Origin of the sequence: Kribbella sp. NPDC058245 (genome assembly GCF_042882005.1) — a bacterium.
Taxonomy (GTDB): Bacteria; Actinomycetota; Actinomycetes; order Propionibacteriales; family Kribbellaceae; genus Kribbella.
Window position 1 is genome coordinate 12,393 of sequence record NZ_JBHVWY010000006.1, and the last position, 23,993, is coordinate 36,385.

The 23,993-nt window shown below is 67.9% G+C and carries 22 protein-coding genes; 8 read left to right on the forward strand and 14 right to left on the reverse strand.

What is annotated here, in order from left to right; translation table 11 throughout:
- Window positions 1–4: 4 nt before the first annotated feature.
- From ACFVWG_RS15060 to ACFVWG_RS15070, 3 genes are all read right to left on the reverse strand, one after another.
- On the reverse strand, window positions 5–478 hold the full coding sequence (locus ACFVWG_RS15060; protein ID WP_391543848.1) for a MarR family winged helix-turn-helix transcriptional regulator: 474 nt from the start codon (window positions 476–478) through the stop codon (window positions 5–7).
- Window positions 479–517: 39 nt separating this feature from the next.
- A complete protein-coding gene (locus ACFVWG_RS15065; protein WP_391543849.1) occupies window positions 518–1,036 on the reverse strand; it encodes an AAA family ATPase in 519 nt (172 codons plus the stop codon).
- 169 nt (window positions 1,037–1,205) lie between these two features.
- Window positions 1,206–2,378 (reverse strand): anhydro-N-acetylmuramic acid kinase, encoded by a 1,173-nt coding sequence (locus tag ACFVWG_RS15070; RefSeq protein WP_391543850.1) that lies wholly within the window; start codon window positions 2,376–2,378, stop codon window positions 1,206–1,208.
- 295 nt (window positions 2,379–2,673) lie between these two features.
- Here ACFVWG_RS15070 and ACFVWG_RS15075 point away from each other — a divergent pair, with 295 nt between their 5' ends.
- Complete coding sequence (locus ACFVWG_RS15075; RefSeq protein WP_391543851.1) at window positions 2,674–3,576, forward strand: endo-beta-N-acetylglucosaminidase H; 903 nt, start codon at window positions 2,674–2,676, stop codon at window positions 3,574–3,576.
- On the opposite strand, the gene ACFVWG_RS15080 is transcribed toward ACFVWG_RS15075, so the two are convergent.
- On the reverse strand, window positions 3,573–4,094 hold the full coding sequence (locus ACFVWG_RS15080; protein ID WP_391543853.1) for a histidine phosphatase family protein: 522 nt from the start codon (window positions 4,092–4,094) through the stop codon (window positions 3,573–3,575). The genes ACFVWG_RS15075 and ACFVWG_RS15080 overlap by 4 nt on opposite strands.
- An 83-nt stretch (window positions 4,095–4,177) precedes the next feature.
- On the opposite strand from ACFVWG_RS15080, the gene ACFVWG_RS15085 reads away from it, so the two are divergent.
- The 6 genes from ACFVWG_RS15085 (at window position 4,178) to ACFVWG_RS15110 (ending at window position 10,649) form a co-directional block, all read left to right on the forward strand.
- Complete coding sequence (locus ACFVWG_RS15085; RefSeq protein WP_391543855.1) at window positions 4,178–6,037, forward strand: acyl-CoA dehydrogenase; 1,860 nt, start codon at window positions 4,178–4,180, stop codon at window positions 6,035–6,037.
- Between the two features lie 265 nt (window positions 6,038–6,302).
- Window positions 6,303–7,523, forward strand: coding sequence for a hypothetical protein (locus ACFVWG_RS15090; RefSeq protein ID WP_391543857.1), 1,221 nt, complete (start codon window positions 6,303–6,305; stop codon window positions 7,521–7,523).
- Window positions 7,520–8,164 (forward strand): hypothetical protein, encoded by a 645-nt coding sequence (locus ACFVWG_RS15095; RefSeq protein WP_391543858.1) that lies wholly within the window; start codon window positions 7,520–7,522, stop codon window positions 8,162–8,164. Before ACFVWG_RS15090 ends, ACFVWG_RS15095 begins: the two co-directional genes overlap by 4 nt.
- Window positions 8,161–9,420, forward strand: coding sequence for a hypothetical protein (locus ACFVWG_RS15100; RefSeq protein ID WP_391543859.1), 1,260 nt, complete (start codon window positions 8,161–8,163; stop codon window positions 9,418–9,420). Before ACFVWG_RS15095 ends, ACFVWG_RS15100 begins: the two co-directional genes overlap by 4 nt.
- A 111-nt stretch (window positions 9,421–9,531) precedes the next feature.
- Complete coding sequence (locus ACFVWG_RS15105; RefSeq protein ID WP_391543861.1) at window positions 9,532–10,296, forward strand: DUF4097 domain-containing protein; 765 nt, start codon at window positions 9,532–9,534, stop codon at window positions 10,294–10,296.
- Window positions 10,297–10,400: 104 nt separating this feature from the next.
- On the forward strand, window positions 10,401–10,649 hold the full coding sequence (locus tag ACFVWG_RS15110) for a DUF6458 family protein (protein ID WP_391543862.1): 249 nt from the start codon (window positions 10,401–10,403) through the stop codon (window positions 10,647–10,649).
- A 15-nt stretch (window positions 10,650–10,664) separates the two neighbouring features.
- On the opposite strand, the gene ACFVWG_RS15115 is transcribed toward ACFVWG_RS15110, so the two are convergent.
- The 7 genes from ACFVWG_RS15115 to ACFVWG_RS15145 form a co-directional block, all read right to left on the reverse strand.
- Complete coding sequence (locus ACFVWG_RS15115; protein ID WP_391543863.1) at window positions 10,665–12,437, reverse strand: NHL domain-containing thioredoxin family protein; 1,773 nt, start codon at window positions 12,435–12,437, stop codon at window positions 10,665–10,667.
- Window positions 12,438–12,956: 519 nt separating this feature from the next.
- Entirely contained in the window at window positions 12,957–14,579 is a 1,623-nt protein-coding gene (locus ACFVWG_RS15120) for a hypothetical protein (protein ID WP_391543864.1), read from the reverse strand.
- Between the two features lie 140 nt (window positions 14,580–14,719).
- Window positions 14,720–15,580, reverse strand: a complete 861-nt coding sequence (locus ACFVWG_RS15125; protein ID WP_391544377.1) for a carbohydrate ABC transporter permease — start codon at window positions 15,578–15,580, stop codon at window positions 14,720–14,722.
- Between the two features lie 47 nt (window positions 15,581–15,627).
- Complete coding sequence (locus tag ACFVWG_RS15130; protein ID WP_391543865.1) at window positions 15,628–16,527, reverse strand: carbohydrate ABC transporter permease; 900 nt, start codon at window positions 16,525–16,527, stop codon at window positions 15,628–15,630.
- Window positions 16,528–16,552: 25 nt separating this feature from the next.
- Complete coding sequence (locus ACFVWG_RS15135) at window positions 16,553–17,830, reverse strand: ABC transporter substrate-binding protein (RefSeq protein WP_391543866.1); 1,278 nt, start codon at window positions 17,828–17,830, stop codon at window positions 16,553–16,555.
- Window positions 17,831–18,036: 206 nt separating this feature from the next.
- Entirely contained in the window at window positions 18,037–19,068 is a 1,032-nt protein-coding gene (locus ACFVWG_RS15140) for a zinc-dependent alcohol dehydrogenase family protein (RefSeq protein WP_391543868.1), read from the reverse strand.
- 22 nt (window positions 19,069–19,090) lie between these two features.
- Window positions 19,091–19,867 carry an SDR family NAD(P)-dependent oxidoreductase gene (locus tag ACFVWG_RS15145; protein WP_391543870.1) on the reverse strand — a complete coding sequence of 259 codons (777 nt, stop codon included), beginning with the start codon at window positions 19,865–19,867 and terminating at the stop codon, window positions 19,091–19,093.
- 59 nt (window positions 19,868–19,926) lie between these two features.
- Here ACFVWG_RS15145 and ACFVWG_RS15150 point away from each other — a divergent pair, with 59 nt between their 5' ends.
- The gene (locus tag ACFVWG_RS15150; protein ID WP_391543872.1) at window positions 19,927–20,376 is read left to right on the forward strand and encodes a MerR family transcriptional regulator; all 450 of its coding nucleotides are present in this window, start codon (window positions 19,927–19,929) and stop codon (window positions 20,374–20,376) included.
- Here the strand turns inward: ACFVWG_RS15150 and ACFVWG_RS15155 are convergent.
- Genes ACFVWG_RS15155 through paaN form a run of 3 tightly spaced genes read right to left on the reverse strand, consistent with a single transcriptional unit; the run spans window position 20,361 to window position 23,968 of the window.
- Window positions 20,361–20,879 (reverse strand): flavin reductase family protein, encoded by a 519-nt coding sequence (locus ACFVWG_RS15155; protein ID WP_391543873.1) that lies wholly within the window; start codon window positions 20,877–20,879, stop codon window positions 20,361–20,363. The genes ACFVWG_RS15150 and ACFVWG_RS15155 overlap by 16 nt on opposite strands.
- A 40-nt stretch (window positions 20,880–20,919) precedes the next feature.
- Complete coding sequence (locus ACFVWG_RS15160; RefSeq protein ID WP_391543875.1) at window positions 20,920–22,305, reverse strand: serine hydrolase domain-containing protein; 1,386 nt, start codon at window positions 22,303–22,305, stop codon at window positions 20,920–20,922.
- A complete protein-coding gene (gene paaN, locus ACFVWG_RS15165) occupies window positions 22,298–23,968 on the reverse strand; it encodes a phenylacetic acid degradation protein PaaN (RefSeq protein WP_391543876.1) in 1,671 nt (556 codons plus the stop codon). The genes ACFVWG_RS15160 and paaN overlap by 8 nt, the downstream gene beginning before the upstream one ends.
- Window positions 23,969–23,993 lie beyond the last annotated feature (25 nt).

A 23,993-nucleotide genomic window follows, 5' to 3' on the forward strand; every position in this document is an offset into this window, starting at 1 on the left:
GCGTTCAGGCTTCTAGTTTGGTGATGAGGGATTGCAGGGTGGTGAGGGTGGTACGGAGGGCGGGGAGGTCCAGGTCGGCGCTGAGGGTGGCGGCCCAGGGGTGTTGGGCGATGGAGACCTGGCGGATGGCCCAGTAGCCGGCTTCGGTGCAGGCGAGGAGTTTGGCGCGGCGGTGCGCGGGGTTGTCGCGGTACTCGGCGAGGCCGCGGTCGACCAGGAGGTCGGCGATGCGCTGGACGCCTTGGCGGCTGACGCCCATCAGGCGACCGACGTCGGCGACCGAGCGGGGTTCGTCGAGGACGCCGCCGAGGACCTGCCACCAGGCTGCGGTGAGGCCGCCGTGGGCGGCCAGTTCCTGGGCGGCCTCGAGGAGGCGGACGTTGAGGCGGAAGGTGGCGAGGATGACGTCGGTCAGCAGTGCGCCGCCTTCGGTCTCCTTGGCCGGCTTCGGCCAGTCGGCGCGCGGCGGGATCTGCATGGACAACATGTTGTCATCCGGACCGCGGGGTGTCCACCGTCAGCCGCGGAAGCGGGTCCAGAGGTTGAGGGTCTTGCCGAAGCGTTCGCCACGGATCCAGTCCAGGATGCTGCGGGCGACGCGTTCGGGCGAGACGTCGCCGCGGACCGAGCGGGGGACGTACTTGCGGAGTTCGGCGGCGTCGGCGAGGGCGTCGTCGATCTGATCCTGGAGCCAGCCGCGGGCGGCCAGCCGTTTGCGGCGGATCGCGTCGGGGCAGTCGAGGTGCAGCCAGCGCCCTTCCGGAAGTTCACTGGGGAGACCGGGCGTCAGCAGCAGGACGGGGATGCCGGAGCGGCGGATCAGCTCGGTGATGCGCAGCCAGACCGCGTTGTACGCCGGCCAGATGGGCGCCGCGGTCGGACTCGCGATGCTGATCCCGAGCAGCCGACCGTTGTCGTCCAGCAGCTCGTCCATGTCCATCACGACGAGATTCCCCGGATTCAACCGCACCAGCTCCGGCACGACCGTCGACTTGCCGGCCCCGGGCGCTCCTGTCACCACGAACAACCTCGTCACAGAACTAGTGTCCCGTAGGTGGTGTCGCTCGAGCGATAGCGGTGTCCAGGTGCGTGCATCGTGGTGCTTGGTCAGTGGCCTCGATGCGGAGCATCGTGGGCGCTGGGCAAGTGCCGCGAGGTGCGTGCCTGGGCGCCGATAGCGCCGAGCGACGCCGCCTACGGGGCACTTAGTGTGGCGCTGACTCGATCAGAAGGCTCGCCGGAGGGCGGACATCGGCCGAGATATGCGGCACACCACCGAGGCCGGGAGTGATCGATCCGAGCACGCTCGAGTGCGTAGCGCCGGTGCAGCTCGGCACTGTCCCGCCCAGCCCGTGCACGGTCAGGAACCCCAGTACGGCGAACGCCAGCGCCTCCTTGGCCGCCGACGGCAACCCCAGCTCGTCTGTGTTCACCACCGGTACGCCGTCCAGTTCGGAACCGAGCCGTTGCATCAGGGCCGGGTTCCGGATTCCGCCGCCGGAGGCGATCACCTCGGTCCCACCATGCCGCCGTACGGCGTCCGCAACCGTGCGGGCCGTCAGCGCGGTCACCGTGGCGACCAGGTCGTCGGCCGGGATCTCGGGCAGCCCCTCCATCATCCGGGCCAGGTACGCGAGGTTGAACAGCTCCTTGCCCGTGCTCTTCGGTGCCGGCAGCGCGTAGTACGGCTCCGCGAGCAGCCGCGCCAGCAACTCCTCGTGCACCTCGCCACGCCCAGCCATCACCCCGTCGGCGTCAAAACTCAGCCGCCCCACGGTCAGCTCCGAGACCACCGCATCAATCAGCGCATTCGCCGGTCCGGTATCGAACGCGACCGGATCCCCGTCCACCACGGTGATGTTCGCGATCCCGCCAAGATTCAAAGCAATCGGTACGCCGGTCCGCCCGCGCAGCCACAACACGTCGACGATGCTCACCAGCGGCGCGCCCTGACCACCCGCCGCGACATCACGCGCCCGCAGATCCGACACAACCGTCGTTCCGGTCGCTTCCGCGATCCACGCCGGCTGCCCGAGCTGCAGCGTCCCGCGGACCTGCCCCTCGTCGACCCAGTGATAAACGGTCTGCCCGTGCGACACGATCAGATCGGCGTACCCACCACAGAGCTGTTCGACCGCCTGCCGCGCCACGGCCGCGAACGCCTGCCCGATCCCGGTGTCCAGTCGGCACACCTGCTCCACAGAAGTGCTTGCTGGCGGCAACAATCCGGCCAGCTCGAGACGCACCTGGTCCGGATACGGCTGGCTGAGCAGTCCGAGTGGGGTCAGCACCAACTGGTCCCCGTCCAGGCGGAGGTCGGCCGCCGCCGCGTCGATCGCGTCGTACGACGTCCCGGACATCAACCCGATGACTCGCATGTCAGTCCCTCCTCCGGCTTCCGCACATTCTGTCTCAACCTTCCGGACCGCGCCGGTGTCATTCTCGGTACAGACCAGATCACAGGAGGGGCGCCGGGTGACTCGGGGCCAGGACTTCGACGAATTCGTCCGCGGCAGCGCGACCAGGCTGCCGCGGAGGTGGTCACGCTGCGTTGACCCCTTGACACTGGGTTTCCCGTCGATCGATGATCGGTCCGCTATACCGGTTTAGCTGTGCCATTTCAGCTGGGCCGTCGTAGCGGACCGCCCACCCTTGTGACGAGGAGTCGATCGAATGAGTGAGCTCATGCGCCGAAGGACCCTTCTGACCGCGATCGCTGCGGGGACCGCCGTGGCCGCGACCGGTGTAACTTCGGCCGCGCAGGCGTGCGCCGCCGTCAAGAAGCCGACCACGGTCGCGTACATCGAGGTCAACGACCACAGCATGCTGAGCGCCGGCAAGTACACGCTGGCCAACGACGGCCGTCCGGTGGTCGACATCGCGGTGATCTTCGCGGCGAACATCAACTTCGACACGACGACCCGCAAGGCGTACCTGTCCTTCAACCCGCAGGTGACGAACGTCCTGAACAACCGCGCGACGCAGATCAAACCCCTGCAGGACAAGGGGATCAAGGTCACGCTGTCGATCCTCGGCAACCACCAGGGCGCCGGGTTCGCGAACTTCCCGGACAAGGCCTCCGCCGAGGCGTTCGCCCAGGAGCTGGCGAACGCCGTCGCCACCTACGGACTGGACGGGATCGACTTCGACGACGAGTACGTCGAGTACGGCAACAACGGCACCGGCCAGCCGAACGACTACTCGTTCGTCTACCTGGTCCAGGCGCTGCGCCAGAAGCTGCCGGCCGGCAAGCTCATCACGCTGTACGACATCGGCCCCGCGTCGACCAAGCTGCAGTACAACGGCGTGAACCTCGCCAACACCTTCGACTACGCCTGGCAGCCGTACTACGGCAGCTACTCGGCCAACCCGGCCTTCGCCAAGTCGAAGTACTCGCCGGCCGCCGTCAGTTACACCGCCACCAGCCAGGCCACAGCCGCCAGCTTCGCGCAGCGCACGGTGGCCGACGGGTACGGCGTCTTCCTCACCTACAACCTGACTGAGGCGAACACCGCCACCTACATGTCCGCCTTCACCCAGAAGCTCTACGGCAAGAACACCGTCTACACGCCCTAGAGCCGGTACTCCCATCCCGGCTGCCAGTTGAACGGCTCGGCGATCAGCTTCGCCAGCGGGACCCCTCCGCCGAGCAGGTGCTGTAGCGCCCAGCGGTTCGCCGAGTGGGCGACCACGAGCACGGTGGCGCCGCCGTACCAGCGCTTGACGTCCTCGAGGAACGCTCGCGTCAGTTCCATGACGTCGTTGTAGCTCTGGCCGCCGGGAAACGGCTTGTGGACGCGCTCGGCCTTCGGGCTGAGCGCGTCCGTCGGCGCACCGTTGAGCTCGCCGTAGTTGCACTCGCGCAGCCGCCAGTCCTGCAGATGCGGTACGGCGAGATCGGCCAGCTCGACGGTCTGGACCGCCCGGCGCAGGTCCGAGCTGAACACCACGTCGACACCTCGCCGCCGTACTCCGAGCTCCTCCGCCTCCTGTCGCCCGCGCGCCGACAGCTCGCCGGGGAGCCAGCCGGTCGCGATGCCGTTCTGGTTGTCGAGGGTCGTCGCATGCGTCTCATAGATCAGCCTGGTCGCCACGCTTACCACCCAAACAGCTTTGCCTTCGTTACCGGCGGGTATATACTCAAGTTACTCGTGAGTATCTGTGTTAAGGGGAACCTGTGAGCCACTACAAGTCGAATCTGCGGGACATCGAGTTCAATCTGCTCGAGGTTCTCGGCCGGGGCGAGGTGCTCGGGCAGGGACCGTACGCCGACATGGACGTCGACACCGCGCGTGAGGTCCTCGGCGAGATCGACCGGCTGGCCAAGAACGAGGTGGCCGCGTCGTTCGAGGACGCCGACCGGAACCCGCCGGTGTTCGACCCGGAGACGCACGAGGTGCGGATGCCGGAGTCGTTCAAGAAGAGCTACCACGCCTACATGGACGCCGAGTGGTTCAAGCTGGAGCTGCCGGCCGAGCTCGGCGGTCAGCCGACCCCGCCGTCGCTGCGCTGGGCCGCGGCCGAGATGATCCTGGGCGCGAACCCCGCCGTCCACATCTACGCCGCCGGGCCGAACTTCGCGCACGTGCTCTGGCGTAACGGCATCGACCGCGACAAGAAGATCGCGCAGCACATCATCCAGCGCGGCTGGGGCGCCACCATGGTGCTGACCGAGCCGGACGCCGGCTCCGACGTCGGCGCCGGGCGCGCGAAGGCCACCCTGCAGGACGACGGCAGTTGGCACATCGAGGGCGTCAAGCGGTTCATCACCTCGGGCGAGCAGGACATGACCGAGAACATCGTCCACCTGGTGCTGGCCCGTCCGCAGGGCGTCGAGGGTGTCGGCGGTCCGGGGACGAAGGGGCTCAGCCTGTTCGTCGTACCGAAGCACCACTTCGACCTGGAGACCGGTGAGCTGACGGGTGAGCGCAACGGCGCCTTCGTCACGAACGTCGAGAAGAAGATGGGCATCAAGGTCTCCACGACCTGCGAGCTCACCTTCGGCGACGGCATCCCGGCCATGGGCTGGCTGCTCGGCGAGGTGCACGACGGCATCGCGCAGATGTTCCAGGTGATCGAGTACGCGCGGATGATGGTCGGCACGAAGGCCATCGCGACGCTGTCCTCGGGCTACCTGAACGCGCTCGAGTACGCCAAGACGCGCGTCCAGGGCGCCGATCTGACCAACCCGGCCAAGGACGCGCCGCGGGTGACGATCACCCACCACCCCGACGTACGGCGTTCGCTGCTGACCCAGAAGGCTTACTCGGAGGCGCTCCGCGCGCTGGTGCTGTTCACGGCGACGTACCAGGACCGTGCCGAGCAGGCCCGGTACGCCGGTGAGCACGACGTGGTCGCCGAGGGCGTGAACGACCTGCTCCTGCCGCTGGTCAAGGGCTACGGCTCGGAGAAGTCGTGGACCCTGCTCGGCACCGAGTCACTGCAGACCTTCGGTGGCTCCGGCTTCCTGCAGGACTACCCGATCGAGCAGTACGTCCGCGACGCCAAGATCGACACCCTCTACGAGGGCACGACCGCGATCCAGGGTCAGGACCTGTTCTTCCGCAAGATCATCAAGGATCAGGGCAAGGCCCTCGGTCACCTGGCCGAGCAGATCCAGGGCTTCGTCGCCTCCGAGGCCGGCAACGGCCGCCTCAAGGAGGAGCGCGGGCTGCTGGCCAAGGGCCTCGAGGACACGCAGAAGCTGCTGGGCATCATGGGCCAGGCCCTGATGGCGAGCAACCCGCAGGCCGAGAACGGCGACCCGCGCAACGTCTACAAGGTCGCGCTGAACACCTCGCGGCTGCTGTTCGTCCTCGGTGACGTCGTCTGCTCGTGGCTGATGCTGCGTCAGGCCGAGGTCGCCCTGGAGCGGCTCGGTGGCGACCTGTCCCCGGCCGACCAGGACTTCTACAGCGGCAAGGTCGCGGCCGCCCAGTGGTTCGTCCGCTCGACGATGCCGACCGTCCGCGCCGAGCGGATCAAGGCCGAGCTGACCGATCTCGACATCATGGATCTGCCCGAGTCGGCTTTCTGAGGACTCCTCCGGCTCGGTCGCTTGCGCGGTCCGAGCCGGAGGTTTGTTTCCCCGTCAAGGGGCATGTCTCGACCGATCGATCTGCCCCGCCATCTGCCCTTCTTCTGAAGCGGTTCCGTGTAGCAGCGTTTCTGCCCGTGGCACCCGCGTCCCTGGCTTGGCTTCCCCTGTCCTAGCCAGGGCCGCGGTGTCCGTAAGGAACCGCTGGTCCCATGACCGCGTCTGTGCGGATGTGTATCCGTCAGGTGGTCGTAGGCTGTCCGCGATGTCCGCCCACCTCCGCCGCCTCGCCACGCTGCTCGCCGTCCTCGTGGCCCTGCCACTGCTCCCCGCTCACGCGGCGAGCCCCTCGCTTCCGGACCAGGTCGCGTCCGGCTGGCGCACCGACCACCTGTACGTCGACGCCCGCCTCCGCCCGGCGATCCCGGATTCCGAGCTGGACTGGATCCGCGCCGAGTCGGCCGAGGCCAGCTTCGCCGTGTACGTCGCGCTGGTCCCACGAACGCCGTACCTGAAGGACAACCTGTATGACCTGCCGACGCTGCTGCAAGCGCGAGTCGGTCAGCCGGGCCTGTACGTCGTTCGTGTCGTGTCGGACGACTACTGGTCGGGTGTCGAGGAGCTGTTCCGGCCGGGCGGTCTCAAGGGGCGCGACCTCAGCAGTGTGAAGTCCGATGACAAGCAGCGCCTCGACATTGTCGACAACCGGCCCGCGCCGCAGATCGTCCGGACGATCCAGCAGGCAGCGACAGCGTACGACGGTCGCGCGTTGCCCGCGCCCGTGGCGAGCGACCTCGAGCCGCCGCAGGTGGACACACCCTCCGCTACCTCTCAGGAGGATCGGGCCGCGTTCATCGGGCTCGGCGTCGGCGGCCTGGCCGGCTTCGTCCTGACCTTGTGGCTGGTACTGCGCCGACGCGGTCGCCGGCCGGGTTCACCGCCGAAGAGTGCGTCGCATCTGGTTGAGATCCGTCGGCAGGCCGACCAGACGATCAAGCGCGCGGCCACCTCGGTCCGGCAACTGGAGAAGCGGTCCAGCCTTTCGCTCGAACTGCTCGATCGGCGCGACGATGCGAACCATCGGCTGGACGCGGCCCGCACTCTGCGAGCGGATCAGCCGGACGACCTGCTCGCTGTCACCGGTGCGCTGGTGCTGGCCCGCCAGGCTCGGCAGGCCGCCGACGGAACCGCGGTTCGGCCGCCCTGCTTCTTCGATCCGACGCACCGAGCCGGGACGAACCACGTCACCTGGTCCAACGGCATCGACGTACCGGCTTGTCGCCTGTGCGCCGAGCGACTGGCCAAGGGCAAGACGCCGTACGGGCTGCGGGTCCGGCGCAGCAGCGGACTGCTCGGACGCAGTCACGAAGTCGTCCCGTACTGGACCTTGGACCCGAAGGACAGCCCGATGGTGGCGACCGGTTTCGGCGCGTTGACCGACGACCTGGCCGAGCGTGTCTCCGGCCGGCTGGACGACGTCCGATGAGGCGCGCCCTTATGTTGCTCGTGGCAACGATCTTCGTCCTGGCCGTTCCGTCGGCGGCCATGGCCGCGGTCCCGGCCGATGCCCGGATCACCGCCGCGGCCAAGGCCTGGGTCAGCACGCCGCTGTATGTGGACCCCGATTACTCGGCGGACACGGAGCAGATGCTTCAGGTGATCCGGTCGGCGCCGGTGCCGGTCTACGTCGCCGTCGTACCGACCGGCACGTGGTTCCAGGAGAAGGGCGATACCGCGCTCCTGGCCGGGTGGCTCGCGCAGGCGAACGGGAAGCCGGGGGTGTACGTCGTGATGGACGAGAACACGACGTACGGGGTGGCGCACGAGCTCCACGCGTACGCCTCGCAGTCGGCCTACTCGACCGGCAAACAACCGATGAGCGGTCAGCTGTCCGACTACCTCGACACGGTGAAGGTGAACGACCGGTACGACGCCGAGCCGGCTCGGACGACGCCACTCCCGCCGAAAGCGCCGTACCGGTCCGAGCCGGATCGATTCACCGTCGGTGATGCGCTCGGGAGCGGATTCGGCGCGGGAGTACTCGGACTGCTAGGCGGCGCGATTCTGGCCGGTGTGGTGCTGGGCGTAGCGGCGCTGGTCGCCCCAAGACGTGGAGGACGCTCGTGAAGAAGCTGATCGCCCTGATGCTCGCCTCGCTGGTCACGCTGCTGATGCTGACCGCGACGCCGGCCCAGGCTCACCCGACGCAGACGCCTGCCGAGCGTGCCCGCGAGATCGCGACGGCTCTGCGCAAAGACGCGCTGTACGTCGATCCGGCGTACAAGACTGCTTTGCCGGAGAACCTGCTGGCCGACGTGCGCACCAAGGCCAAGGCGCTCGGCTACCCGGTCTACTCGATCGTGCTGCCGCTGACGCCGAGCGACGCGTTCCAGGGCAAGGAAAACAACGTGCTCACGCTGGTGATCGACGCACTCAACCTGCCAGGCCTGTACGTCGTGATCGACGGTGGCAGCCGGTTCCCCTGGTACGAGGCGCACAACCTGCCGCAGCTCACCGAGGACCGGCTCCAGGCTGTCCGGGAACGAGCGCTCGACGACACCGGGTACGACGCTGGGCCGACCGAGGTGATCGCCCGGATGTACGCGCTGTTGGCTTTGCCGGCGCTGCCTCCGGCCACCAAGTCGACCAAGCCGGTCAAGACCACCAGCCCGGGTGCGGACTCGGACTCCGACGACTCGTCGTCTGGCGGCAAGGCCGCGCTGTTCGTCGTCCTCGGTCTGGTCGCGCTGGTGGCTCTCGGGCTGGTGATCGGTCTGACCCGCCGTCGTTCCGGCGGTGTCAGCGAGCCGCGGCGCGAGAAGCCGTTCAGCATCCCGCCGCACGTCGCCGCGACGGTGGCGGCCGAGCAGCGCCGGCGGCTGACCCGCGAGACGATGCTTGAGCTGACCACCCTCGGTTCGCAATTGGCCGCGCTGCCGACGTGGCAGGGCGGCGGGCTGTCGCATCAGCAGGCCGCACTCGACGCTCGTCAGGCGGCCGAGAAGGTGCTCGACTCGTCCGAGGATCTCGTGGACGTGGTCGGTGCGATGGTCCTGCTGGACAAGGCCAGGCGCGAGTACGACGCCGCAGTCGCGGTCGCCGCCGATCGCCCGGTCGACGTCGTACCGGACCTGTGTGCTTTCAACCCGCTGCACGGCAGGTCGTCCGGACAGCCGACCCAGGTGAAGTCCGACGGCGCCACCCTGACGCTGCCGCTCTGCGCCGCTTGCCGCCGAGCGCTGAAGCGTGGCGAGGCTCCGGCGTCGCTGCCGGGCGTCGATGGTCCGTACTGGCATGACAAGGATCTTTGGGCGCGGACCTTCTTCGGTGCTGTCGGCGACGACCTCGCCGGTCAGGTCGCGCGGGGCGCCCACCGCTCCTGACCCTCCGGGGTTCCGCTCAGGGGTTCCAGGGGGTTCGGCTCGGGGGTCTGCCTGATCCGGCGTACGGCGTCGTCCACCTACGGTCGAGGCTGACACGCTGGGAGGCGGACGATGGAGAGCAGGCAGCTGGGGGTCGCGGTGCTGGTGATAGCGGCCGGTATCGGGTTGTGGCAGTTCGCGGGGAAGGACAGCGACGACGAGCACAAGGTCGACGCGAAGATCGACACGGTCCAGCTGGCGGCGGACAACGCCGACATCAGCATCAAGGTCTCCGACGACGACACCACGTCGGTCAAGGAGAAGCGGCACTACTGGTTCTTCAAGCACGGTGATGCGTACTCGGTGGACGGCAGCACCCTGAAGCTCGACGGCGACTGCGGCTGGAACTGCAGCGCGGACTACGAGGTGACCGTGCCGCGCGGTACCAAGGTGGTCGGCGAGAACGGGAGTGGTGACCTGACGCTGACCGGGATCGCCGGGATCGACGCCGACTCGCGTTCGGGCAAGGTCGAGCTCGCCGACGTGACCGGCGACGTGAAGCTCGACCTCACCTCCGGCGACGTCTCGATCCGCAATCTCACCGGCCGGCTGCAGGTGAAGGCGAACTCGGGTGACATCGACGCCGAGGGTCTCCGCGGGGGCGCGGTCGAGGTCGAGACCTCATCCGGTGACATCGGGCTGGACCTGGCCGAGGCGAACGACGTACAGGTCAAAGGCACCAGCGGCGACGTCGACATCACGGCGCCCGGCGGCTACCGGGTGACCACCGATACCCGCTCCGGCGAGGTCGAGAACAACCTCGGCAACGACACCGCGGGCGCCCACAGCCTCTCCGCGACGACCGTCAGCGGCGACATCGAGCTCGATCGCAACTGACGTTTGCTCACGGGGTACTGGTGGCGTGTCTGACAAGTGATGGATTAGGTCGCACGCACGGAGTAGCGTCGTACACACGCGCGCACTTCTTTTAGGAGGCTCGGATGAGCATCGGTGTCGGGATATTCCTGATGGTGGTGGGCGCGATCTTCGCGTTCGCCGTCCGCGACAGCTGGGACGCGGTGAACCTGCAGGTCGTCGGCTACATCCTTCTGCTCGCCGGTCTCGCGGGGATCGCGCTGTCGTTCTACATCACCAACCGGCGGCGCCGGGTGGAGACGGACGCGATCGACCCCGCGATCGAAGAGGAGTACCGCGTCGTCGAGCAGCACCACCGCGACATCCAGGAGTAAGCCAACCCCCTCGGCTCAGCCTCCTGACAGCACCAGCTGCAACCGTGCCGGTCCGTCCGCAGTGACGCGGACCGGCACTCCCCAGTCCTGCCGATGCATGTGGCAGGCGGGGAACTCGACCGCGTCCGAGTCGTCACAGGACGCGGCCTGAACCGCGACATGCAGTACGCCGTCGCCCACGCGCTCGTCGATGACCAATCGCCGGGTGAGGTCGGTCGAGTCGCCCGCACCTTCCTTCAGGAGGGTGTCCGGCGTCGAGGAGACCAGGAGTCGGGTCGAGGGACCGTAGCGGCCGTCCAGCTTCTGACCTGGCGGCGGAGTGAAGACCACCTCCAGGGTCACCTCGCCTGCGGCGATCTCCATCGGCGGCCGCTGGGTCCGCGTGCTGAACTCGGACGCCTTCGCGGAGGCCCCGAGCGGGATCCTCGTGAGGCGGTGTGCGGCCGACTCGACCACGAGCAGTTCGTTGCCTACGACAACGGCTCCGCTCGGCTCGGCGAGGTCCGTGGCCATGGTGTCGACTGTGTCGGTCTGCGGGTCATACCGCCGTACGGCGCCGTTGTACGTGTCCGCGATCGCCAGCGAACCGTCGGGGAGCACGGTCACGCCGAGCGGGTGCTGGAGGAGCGCTTCACTCGCCTTGCCGTCACGGAGGCCGAAGTCGAACAGTCCGGTCCCGACGGCGGTGTGCACCTCGGTGTCGATCCAGCGGAGCGCGGAGATCTCCGAGTCCGCGAGCCACAGCCGGTCGCCGTCTGCTGCGAGGCCGCTGGTCTGCGCGAACCACGCCGCTCTGGGATCGCCGTCTTTCAGGCCCTCGTTGGTGGTGCCGGCCGCGACCTCGGTGACCTTGGTGATCGGGTCGTACGTCCAGAGCTGATGGACGCCGGCCATCGCGATCCACACCTTGTCCTGCCACCACGCGACATCCCACGGCGAGCTCAGTACATCGGTCCCGTCGCCGTCCATCCACTGCTTACCGGTGCCGACGAGGGTGGTGACTTCGCCGGTCGTCAGGTTGAGCCCGCGCAGGGCGTGGTTGACCGTGTCCGCGACGACGACGTCGTACCCGACCTGTTCCGCGATCTCTTGTGGCAGCTGGGTCAGGCCGTTGGGCTCGGAGAAGGTCGGCTGCGCCCCGTCGGTGAAACCACGCTGGCCGGTACCAATTCGCCGTACCAGCGTCTCTGTATCGGCCTTGAGCTCGGCGATGCTGTGGTTGCCGGCGTCGGCCACCAAGAGGTTCCCGTTGTCCAGGGCAATGACCTTCGCCGGGAAGCGAAGCTCCGACTGCTGCGGCTCCGGTGCGACGTACGGCGATTTGCCTCGCGTCAACGTGCCTGCGGCTTCGTGCTCAGCGATCAGCTCAGCCAGCTGCGCGTCGAGCGCGTGGGCGTGGCCCTCACCCGAGTACTGCGCCACGATGTAGCCATTGGGATCCACCAGCACGAGCGTCGGCCAGGCGCGAGCCGTGTAGCTCTGCCACGTGACGAGCTCCGGGTCATCCAGGACCGGGTGCGCGACCTCGTAGCGTTCGACGGCGGCGTTGACGGCCGCCTCCTCGCCCTCATGCGCAAACTTCGGCGAGTGCACGCCGACGATCACCAGCGCATCACCGTACTTCTCCTCGAGCGGCCGCAGCTCGTCCAGCACATGCAGACAGTTGATGCAGCAAAACGTCCAAAAATCGAGGAGTAAGAAGCGGCCGCGGAAGTCGGCTAGCGCTAACTCCTGACCACCCGTGTTGAGCCACCCACGACCTCTGAGCTCCGGCGCGCGCACATGCATGCCCCTATTGTCCGCCCAGCCTCAACTCGTCCTGTACTCCGCCCGCCCCTCGGACCGCCACTCGGATGCCTGACAGCTAACCCGCCGCAGTAGCAGATCCCCAAGGAACCGTCACCCCCAACGCGACCCCTCATGAACCCCAGCCACAGCCCGTCAACCCAAAACAACGCGAGCCCCGATCGCCAACCGCACCATTCCCCTCAGCCACAGACCCGCCGTACCCGAAGGCTTCAGTGGCCGCTGAAGGCGGACGAACCCACCCTTTGTGGAAACTAAAGTGCACCAGCTGACATGGAGTTTCCACACAGCAAGCAGTCCGCCGGAACTAGGGATCAAAACCGACCCGTATCGACCGGCAAAACTCCCCGGCCACCCCACCCGCCCTGGGCCTTCCGCAAAATGAACGGATCTCCCCTCATCTTGTCCCTTCTCCCCTCAAAATTTGAGCAGAGAACCAGCACATTGAGCGGATATCCCCTGAAATGGCCCAACGGCGGGCGGGGACAGGAAGGGGGGCGGTTAGCGGGGGAGGATGAGGGTGTCGGTGAGGAGTTTGGCGGTTTTGCGGAGGGTGGCGGGGGATGAGGAGAGGTCGGCGGCCAGGGAGTAGGGGGTGAGGGTTTCGCCGGGACCTACTAGGCAGTGGCGGTGGGCCAGGAGCCAGACGATGGCTCGGGGCCAGGTGGAGAGGCGGGCCTTGGCCAGGAGGTCGGGGGCTTCGCGGACTAGGCGTTCGGCGATGTCGAAGGCGTCGGGAGCGTAGGCGGTGCCTAGGGTTTCGCCGGCCATGAGCCAGGCGTGGGGGGCCAGGACCGAGAGGGTGGCGGCTTGGGATTTGTCCAGGCCCTGAAGGTCTGGTTGCGGTGGGGAGCCTAGGCCGGAGAGGGCGCGGTAGGCGTCTTCCAGGTCGCTGGTGGTGTCGTCCAGGAAGACGCGTTCGCCGACCGGGTCGATGATGGCGGACGCCTGCAACGCCGGAGTCCAGACGTCCACCGCGTCGACCGCTTCCTCGACTACGTCCAACGCGAGTTGGGTGCGGTCGCCGGCGTGGGCCAGCCAGGCTTTGACGACCGTTGGGACGGCGGCGAAGTAGGTGCTGTCGGCAAGGACTTTGCGGGGTAGCCAGTAGGCGAGGAAGAGTTCGACCAGTACGGCGCTCACGCGGAGCGGGCCGCCGACTGTGTGATCGACGGCGTGGTCGATCCAGAGGCGGACGATGTCGGCCGCGTCGTCGGGGAGGTCGGATCCGAACGGGGACTGGAGAAACTCGTCGACCAGCTGGTCGCGCTGGCGTGGCGACAGGAGCGGTCGGATGGGCGGGCGGACGGGCCGTTCCGGCAACTGGGTGAGGCGATTCACCAGCAGGGCCGAGAAGAACTCGAAGTCCTCAGTCACGGGCGGTTCGTCGTAGTCGTTGGTTTCACCGAGGGCCTGCAGGATGATTCCGGCGGCGGTGGCGGGGCGGACGGTGCGGATCGTGACGCGGCCGCCGCGTTGGTAGGCGTCGAGAACACGGTCGACGGGCGGGCCGACGAAGACGTCCTTGACGATCGCGCCGATGTTGTTGTCGATGAAGACGACGACGGTATGCGGATGCTGCTCGTCGTCATAATCCAGTACGACGCTCAGCCCGTCACCCGTGATGTCCTCGGACACGATCGCGCTGGTCAGCCGGAAGCCGGCGATGCGGGTGACCCAGTCCTGCACCTCGTCCTCGGTGCGTAAGCGGGACAGGTGGGCGCGTTGCAAGGGCAGACGGCCGGCCGGACCGACTGTGCGGGCGAGTGAGGTGAGGAGCTGGAATGACTCCGGGTCGCGGCGTTCGCCGAGGACTCGGGCGGCGTCGGCCCAGAAGAAGCGTTCGACCTCGCCGATCTCGTCGGGGCGGCCGGCCGGCCAGAGCTGGTCGGCGAGCATGGCGGCGGACCGGGCTACGGAGGCTTCGGCGATCACCGGGTGCAGGCTGCGGGGGGCGGCGGCGAGGTCGAGGGTCAGGGTCTCGAGCAGGGTTTCGAGCACGGCGACACTCGGCGTGGTGTCGACGTCGACGCCCGCCGTAGGTGCCTGGGTGGGATCAGGGGTGGAATCGACGAGGCGCAGGTGATTGCGCCGTCCGTCTCGCCCTCGGGGTGACTTGGTCACCTTCGTGAGGTTACCGCCCGTACCTAGCCCCCCGCAGGCCCCTGCGCGCGTCCTGTGGACAACTGTTAGGACACGCCGTGATCACATGACAACGGCCTGTACATCCCCGAGCGTCCGGGATGCACAGGCCGTGACGATGGTCAGCCCTTGAGTGCTCCGGCCATCAGACCGCCGATGAACCAGCGGCCGAGCACGATGTAGACGATCAGCGTCGGGAAGGACGTGATCAGGGCGCCCGCCATACTGGCTGCGTAGTCGACCTTCTGGCCGCCCGACAGGGCCGCGAGCCCGAGAGTGACCGGGCCGTTGTTCTGCTGGGTGAGGAACAACGCGAACAGGAAGTCGTTCCAGACCGAGGTGAACTGCCAGATCAACGTCACCACGAAACCGGAGATGGAGATCGGCAGGATGATCCGCGCGTAGGTCTGGATCAGTCCGGCGCCATCCACCCGGGCCGACTCGATGATCTCCATCGGGACGACGGTCGCGTAGTAGTTCCGGAAGATCAGCGTGCAGATCGGGATGCCGTAGATGCAGTGCGCGATGATCAGCGTCGGCACCCCCCGGGTGACATCCAGTTCGGTGAACGTCGTCCGCAGCGGCAGCATCACCGCCTGGTAGGGGATGAACATCCCGAACAGGATGAACGCGAACACCAGGTTCGCGCCGGGGAACCGCCACCGGGCCAGCACGAACCCGTTGGCCGAACCGATCAGCGAGGAGATGATCGCGGCCGGGATCGCCAGCGTCAGTGAGCGGATCATGTACGGCTGCAGGACGTCCCACGCCTTGCGCCACGGCTCAAGGGTCCAGGTGTGCGGCAACGCCCACTGGTCGGCGGCAGTGGTGTCGGCAGACGTCTTGAAGCTGGTCACGATCACGACGTACACCGGCGTGAGCACGAACAGCAGGAACAGGATCAGCAGGATGTACCGGACGGTCCGGCTCTTGCGCGTGGAGCCGTCCGCGATCACCCCACGGCTTGTCGGCGTACGACGGATCGCCGCCGCGGCCGAGCCGGTCGCATCGGTAACAGCAGTTGGGGCGCTCACTCTTCTGCCTCCTGCCGGACGGTGTACGCGACGTACGGAATGACCAGCACTGCAACGACAGCCAACAGCACGATCGCGATCGCAGCCGCCTTGGCCATGTCACTGCGGAGCAAGGTGTTCCACATGTAGACCGACGGCACTTCGGTGCGGAACTGGTTCGGCCCGGTGATCGCGTAGATCAGGTCGAACAGCTTCAGCGACATGTGCCCCAGGATGATCAGCGCCGAGAGCGCGATCGGGGACAGTTGCGGGAACAGCACGTGCCGGTAGAGCTTGAACTCCGAGGCGCCGTCCACCCGGGCCGCCTCGCGCAGCTCGCCCGGGATGCCCCGGAAGCCGGCCAGGAACAGCGCCATGATGTAGCCCGACAACTGCCAGACAGCGGGCAGCGCGATCGACGCCATCGTGGTCCACCGGCTGCCGGCGGTCCACCACGGATTCTCCAACGCACCCAGGTGCAGGATCGAGAACAGCCGGTTCAAGCCGCGCGCGTCGTCGCCCTGGGACGGGTTCAGCAACCAGCTCCAGACCACCCCCGAGGCGATCATCGAGACCGCCATCGGGAACAGGAAGACCGACCGGAAGATGCCCTCGCCCGGGACGCCCTTCTCCAGCAGCAGCGCCCAGAGCACGCCGAAGATCAGCGTGCCCACGATGAACGCCACCGTGAGCACGCCGAGGTTCTTCAGCGAGTTGAGGAACCGCTCCTCACCGAACAGGTGCGCGTAGTTCTCGAAGCCGACGTAGTCGGCCGGGCCCTTGCGGGCCGTGTGCCGATCGGTCAGCGACGTGTTGAACGACCACGCGATCAGGCCGTAGACGAAGTACCCGAGCAGCAGCACGGTCGGCAACAGCACCAGGGCGCCAGGGCCCCAGGTTCGGATCCTTCCGTGCATGATCAGATCCCCAACTCGCAGGCCATCAGCTCGTCTTCATCGCGGCGCCGAGCGCGGTCTGCAGCTTCGCGACGTCCTGCGCACCGCTGAACTGGCTCAGCGCGGACAGGATGTCGTTGTTCTGACCGGCGGAGCAGGCCGAGCCGTGCGCGCAGGACGGGGCGATCTTGTCCTTCTTCCAGTCGGCCATCGCGGCCTGCTGGTATTTCGGGTAGTCGGCCGGATTGGCGTCCGAGCGCGCCGGGATCGAGCCCTTCTTGGTGTTGAACGCCTTCTGGCCCTCGGCCGAACCGACAGTCTTCAGCCAGCACTTGGCGCCGTCCGGGTCCGCGCCGTTGGTCGGCAGGGTGAAGGAGTCGGACAGGAACTGGAAGGTGCCCGCGGTTCCCGGGGACGGCCAGTAGGTGTACGCCGTGTCCGGCACCTTGTCGGACAGCTGCTGCGCGGCGACCCAGTCACCCATCAGCGTGTAACCGGCCTGACCCTTGTTGACGTACTGCAGCGCGTCCGACCAGTCGATCGCCTCGCGGTCGGCGTTGGTGAAGGTCAGCAGCGTCTTGTACTTGTTCAGGGCGGCGGTCACGTTCGCACCGGCCCAGTCGGTCTTGCCGTCCCACAGACCGTTGAACGTGTCGGTGCCCAGCTCGCCGAGCAGCACCGCCTCGACCAGCATCTCCTGGGCGAAGCCCTTGGAGATGGCCAGCGGCGCCTTGACGCCGGCATTCCTCAGCTTGGTCAGGTCCGCGATCCACGCGTCGACCGTGGCCGGGGCCTTGCCGGCGTCGATGCTGCCCTTCTTCAGGACCGTCGGGTTCGTCCACACCACGTTCGCGCGGTGGACGTTGGCCGGGATCGAGTAGATCTTGCCCTCGACGGTCAACTGGTCGATCAGGTTCTTCGGGAAGGCCGTGTCCAGACCGTAGTCCTTGTAGAGCCCGCTCACGTCGTCGACCTGACCGGCGTTGATGTAGTCCTTCAGTTCGGCGCCGGCGTGCGCCTGGAAGGTGGACGGCGGCTTGCCGGCCTGCAGGTCGTTGGCCAGCACCTGCTTCGCGTTCGCACCGGCACCACCCGCGACCGCGGAGTTGACGAACTTGTAGTCCTTGCAGTCGGTGTTGAACACCGACACCAGACCGTCCAGACCGGCCTTCTCGCCGCCGTCGGCCCACCAGGTGAAGACGGTGACGTCCTTGCTGGCCGTGTCCCCGCTGCCGCCGCCATCGCTGCTGTTACCGCAGGCGCTCACTGCGAGAAGACCCGCCGCACTCAGCACCGCGAAGGTCTTGCTCAGACCACCACGCATGTTCCACTCTCCGATCAAGCAGGTTGTGGCGCCGTTGACAACGATGCCCCCTTGACACCGCCCCACTCTGGGCACGGCGGACTCCGGTGTCAACGCTGCGTGCGCGCGCGTTGCGCAACCGACATCGCACCGCGCATCTCCGATGAGAGCGCGCACATATGAGCGGTTTCGAGTAGTAATGTTGGTTATCGACTGACCACGCGGTGTTACGGACGCAGCAGAACCTTGATCGCACGGCGCTCGTGCATGGCCTTGTAGCCGTCGGCGACCTCGGCCAGCGGCAGCTCCAGATCGAAGACCTTCCCGGGGTTGATCTCCCCGGCCAGTACGTCGGCCATCAGCTCGGGCAGGTAGGCCCGGACCGGCGCCATCCCGCCGGCCAGTCCGACGTTGCGCTGGAACATCGTCCGGATCGGGACCTCGACCCCGTGCGGTACGCCGACGAACCCGACCGTGGCGCCCGCCCGGGCGACATCGAACGCGGTCTCCATCGACTGCCCGGTCCCGACACACTCGAGCACCGCGTCGGCACCGACACCGCCGGTCAACTCCAGTACGGCGTCGCGCGCCTCGTCACCACGTTCGGACACGATGTCCGTGGCGCCGAACTCGACCGCCAACTGCTGTCGCGACTCGTGCCGGGACAGCGAGATCACCCGCTCGGCGCCCATCCGCGCAGCAGCCAGTACGCCGGACAGCCCGACCGCGCCGTCGCCGACCACGACCACCGTGTCGCCCGCCTTCACCCGAGCAGCCCGGGCGGCGTGCCAGCCGGTGCCCATCACGTCGGACAGGGTCAGCAGCGACGGGATCATCGCCTCGTCCGGCACCTCTGGAGTGGCGACCAGCGTGCCATCGGCGTACGGGAGCTTCACGTACTCACCCTGACCGCCGTCGGCGCGGCTGCTGCCGAAGCCGACCAGGTTCTGGCAGGCGGTCTGGAACCCGGCTCGGCAGTGCGGGCAGGTCCCGTCGCTGATCACGAACGGCGCGATCACGAAGTCACCCGGCTTGACCGTCCGGACGTCGGCGCCGATCTCCTCGACGATGCCGACGAACTCGTGCCCGATCCGGCTGCCCGGCTTGATCTTGTTCTCGCCCCGATAGGGCCACAGGTCCGACCCACAGATGCAGGAGGCAACGACCCGCACGAGCGCGTCGGTCGGCCCGTCGATCTTCGGGTCCGGAACGTCGCTCAGCTGGATGTCGTACGGCGCGTGGATCGTGGTGGCTCGCATACCCCCACTGAACCACAGCCGGTCAGATCGCTTTCAGCATCCCGCCGTCGATCACCAGGTCCGCGCCGCTCATGTTGGGCACCTGGCCGGAAGCGAGGAACACCACCAGCGCCGCGATCTCCGCAGGCTCGGCGAACCGGCCGGTCGGTACGCCGACGGCCGCCGGCAGCCGCTCGGTGAAGTCCTCGGGGTCGGCGCCGGCCCGCCGGGCCAGGACATCGCGGGGTCCGCCCGGAGCTCGCCACACGTCCGTCCACACGGGTCCGGGAGAGATCGTGTTCACCCGCAGACCGCGACCCGCGAACTCCTCGGCCAAGGCCTTGCCGAGATTCGTCAACGCCGCTTTGGCGGCCGACTGAGCAACCAGTCTCGGCTGGGCCAGTCTCGCGTTGACCGAACTGATGTTGACGATGGCCCCCGCACTGCTCAGGAGGCTCGGCAGTGCCGCCCGGATCGCGCGGACGGCAGCCATCAGGGTCAGATTCACCGTGTGCTGCCACGCGTTGTCGTCGAGTTCGAGGAAGCCACCCGCAGGTGCGGAAGTTCCGGCGACGTTGTTGACGAGCAGGTCGATCTGCCCGTGCCGGTCGATCGCGTGCCGGATCAGCACGCCCGCTCCCTCGGGGGTTGCCAGGTCGACCGTCAGCGCATCGGACGTCGCGTCACGCAACGCAGCAGTGATCGTTCGGCTGCCGGCAACCACCTGGTACCCGTCCGCGATCAGAGCCCGGGTGACTGCCAGTCCGATCCCCCGTCCGGCTCCGGTCACCACGGCCACGCGCCTTGTATTTGTTGTCACTCCAGCTCCTCCTGTGTTCGGGCGCGACCAGGATTCACGGTGAACTATGGTTCAAGTCAATGAGCGAACTATCGATTTCCGAACTGCAGGCGCGCACCGGCCTGCCGTCCTCGGCGCTGCGTTTCTACGAGCGCAAGGGGCTCCTGGGATCCACCGGGCGCTCGGGCGGGAAACGGATGTACGCCGCGCGAGCGGTCGAACAGGTGGCCTTGATCGACCTGCTCAAACTCGGCGGCTTCACCCTGGCCGAGATCGCGGCGCTGGTCGGCCCGACCGGTCGAACCGCGCCGGACTGGCGGGCGAAGGCGCTGGCGAAGCTCGGCGAGCTCGATGAACGTGCTCGGCAGGTCGAGCAGGCCCAGAAGGCCCTGCGACACACGCTCGACTGCTCACAGGAACATCTCGACGACTGCGCCGTGCACCACCGGATTCTCCGGGCCCACGCTGACGCCCTCGCGACCGCGGCTCAGTCCCGGAGCGGCGGTCGCGAGGGTCAGACGACGATGTAGCGGCCGCGACGGTGGACGATGACCGGGATCTCATCGGCGGCGAGTTCCACGTGGACGATCTCCAGCTGGACCTGGAGCGCCCAGCCGACCTCGGGCGGGTCGGGATCGACGAGCGTGCAGCCGGCCCACGCGCTGACACCGACCGGGGCCGGGCCCCACTCGGTCTCGGTCCAGTCGATCATCCGGAACGGCCCGCCCGGCGCCGGAGCGACGTACCCGAAGGCGTCGGCGAGTTGACGATGCGGCTCACCGAGCAACGACACCACTGCAGTCCTTGCCTTGAGCAACATCTCGCACAGATCCGAGTCCGGGTCGAGCAGGCCGATCACGTACCCGGGATCGCCGTCGGCGACGAGCATTGACGACACCGTCAGCCCGGCCCGCTTACCGTCGTACGCGGTGGTCCACAGGCCGACCGGCGACGGCAACCTGCCGCGCAACCGGCGGACCGGGCTCCGGTCGGACTCCGGCGGCAGGAACGGATGGTCGCCGTGGATCGTCATGGTCCGACCGTACTCGCCGCCGGTTGGCCAGCTGCAAGACCTACTGAGCGACTGTCACCCGGTCGGGCAGCGCGAACTTCTCGACGGGCTGCATCGACAACCCGCTGGACCCACGGATCGACTCGACAGTGCCGTCGGGGCCGAAGGTGAAGACGTAGGACTCGCCGTACGAGCCGTAGCCGGTTCCGCCGGTGACCCGGAGGGTGTCGCCGTCGACCTCGAGCGGCTGCGGGTCGGCGGCCGGGTCCCCGTTGGTCGGGTCGATCGCGTAGAGCCGGCCGCCGAGGACGGCGAAGTCCGTGATGCCCCACAGATCCGCGTAGCGGCCGACGAAGCGGCTGAGCCCGGTCGCGTCACCGCGCTCCTTCGAGGCGGCGAGGTCGATCAGCTTGAGGCCCGCCTCGGCGAGCTGGGTGGCCGGGCCGTCGATGGCGTTCGTCAGGACCGAGATCGCCAACCGGCGGTCGCCGTCGGTGAAGGTCTTGGTGATGTGGCCCGGATATCCGCCGGAGTGGCCGAAGTACTCCCGGTCGCCGATCTTCGCGACCTGCAGGCCGAGCCCGTACCGCGGCCCGTCCGCCTCACCCGTCTTCCAGAGCGGATGCTGCATCTCGCGCTTCGAGCGGTCGGACAGCAGCCGCTCGTCGCCAGGGAAATGCGCGGAGAAGTACGTGACCAGATCCCGGGCGTTCCCGAAGAATCCCGTCGCGGCGGCCAGCGCCCGGGTGTCCACGTGATCGATCGGCACCCGCACATCGGCGTACGAGAGAGCGCTGTAGCCACCGGCGTACTCACCGAGCCGGTTCGGATCGAGCTCAGGCCCCAGCCCGGTCAGGCCGAGCTTGTCGACGATCCCGGTCTGCACGAACGCGTTGTACGACGTACCGGTCGCCGCCTCGATGATGAGCCCGAGCAGGCCGTAGCCGATGTTCGAATACTTGAAGCGGTCGTTCTCCGGGAGCACCGCGGAGCCGGAGTCCCGCAGTACGGCGAGCAGTTGCGCGCGATCCGGGAAGAGGGTCCACAGCTGCCACCAGTCGGCGTCGGCGCTGTCGCGCGTCACCCCACCGGCGTGCGCGAGCAGCTCGCGGACCGTGCGCTCACCGAGCGGCGTACCGACCAGCTCGGTCACATGCTGGGCGGCCGTGTCGTCGAGCCGCACGCGCCCCTCTTCGACCAGCTGGAAGATCGCCGTCGCGGTGAAGGTCTTCGAGTGCGAGGCGATCCGGAAAAGGTGTTCCTCGGTCAGCGGTACGGCGTTCTCGAGGTCCGCGAACCCGTACGCCGCCGAGAAGGCAACCCCGTCGTCGGCGTAGACCGCAGCTTGCACCCCCGGCACCCGCTGGTAGCGCTGATTGAACGCCAGCCAGCGGTGATAGTAGGCAAGAGCTTCGTGCAGGGTCTGGGCACTGAAAGCGTCAGGCATGACGCCTAGATTGAATGACGCGGAAGCGACTCGCAACGTATGCGCCGTCGGTATAGGTCGAATTCGCCGCCGGGTTGGCTCCAGTGCCGTGAAAGTCACTGAACGCAGCCGACTGGTTCACGAAAACGGGTCCGGTCAGGTTCTCCGACAACGCGACGCCCGCGTCGAGCGCGGCCTCGCGGGCCTGGTCGAGGACGGCGGCATCGGTCGAGTAGATGCCCGCGGTCATCGCGCCACCCTCGGTGACGGTCTGCTGGAACAGCGCGATCGACTCCGCGGTGTCCGCCGTCTTGATCAGGAACGAGACCGGGCCGAAGCACTCCCGCCCGTACACATCGGTGTCCTTGGCGTCGAGCGCGACCAGCAGCGGCGTCCGGATCTTGGCCTCCGGGAAGGCCGGGTGCTTGATCTCCCGCGACTCCAGTACGACGTCGCCGTACTCGCCGGCCAGGTCGAGGCGGCTGATCACGGCCTGGTTCACGATGCCGCCGAGGATCTCGACCGCGCGGGCGTCGTCCCCGAGCAGCTTGCTCATCGCGGCGCCGATCCCGGCCCCGACCTCCTCGAACGACTTGTGCCCCTCGTCGGTCTCGATGCCGCCGGCCGGGATGAAGATGTTCTGGGTGGTGGTGCACATCTGGCCGGAGTACAGCGCGAGCGTGAAGGCGAGGTTCCCGGTCAGGGCCTTGAAGGCGTCGGTGGAGTCGATGATGACCGCGTTCACGCCGGCCTTCTCGGTGAAGACCGAGGCCTGGATCGCGTTCTGCTCGAGCCAGTCGCCGAACTCGGTGCCGCCGGTGAAGTCGATCAGCTTCACCTCGGGGCGAGTGGCCAGCGGCTTGGCCAGGCCGTCGCCGGCCTTCTCGACGGCCAGGGTGACCAGGTTCGGGTCGAAGCCGGCCTCGCCGAGCACCTCGCGGCAGACCTCGACGGTGATCGCCAGCGGCAGCACGGCCAGCGGGTGCGGCTTCACGACGACCGCGTTGCCGGTGACGAGCGAGGCGAACAGGCCGGGCCAGGAGTTCCAGGTCGGGAAGGTGTTGCAGCCGATCACCAGCGCGACGCCGCGGCCGGTGACGGTGAAGGTCTTCTGCATCCGGATCGGGTCGCCCTTGGCCGGCTTCTCCCAGAGTGCGTCGGCCGGGTAACGGCTCATCTCCTCGTGCGCGTAGGCGACGGCCTCCAGCGCGCGGTCCAGCGCGTGCGCGCCACCGGCCTGGAAGGCCATCACGAACGCCTGGCCGCTGGTGTGCTGGACGGCGTTGGCGAGCTCGAACACCCGCTTGTGCAGCCGGTCCAGGATCTCCAGTACGACGCCGGTCCGGCCGTCTACCCCGGCGTTCCGCCAGTCGGTCAGACCCTTCCGCGACGCCTCGAGCAGCTCGTCCAGACCCGCCTCGACGGTCCGCGGGTAGGACACGTCCAGCTTGATGCCGAACGGCGACTCCTCGGTCACCACGGTGCCGCGGGCTCCGGGGGTCTCCACGGCGTACGTCGTACCGAGGTGGGCCTCGAACGCGGCCTGGCCGTCGGCGGCCGCCGTCTCGCCGTACACCCGCGGACTGGGGGACTCCGGGAAGGCGGAGTGGTAGCCGCGACTGTGGATCGCGGTCAGGGCGGCGTCGAGACGGTCACGGTGGGCTGCGAGCAGGTCCGAGGTCATGACGATGATGTTACAGTCAATGTCG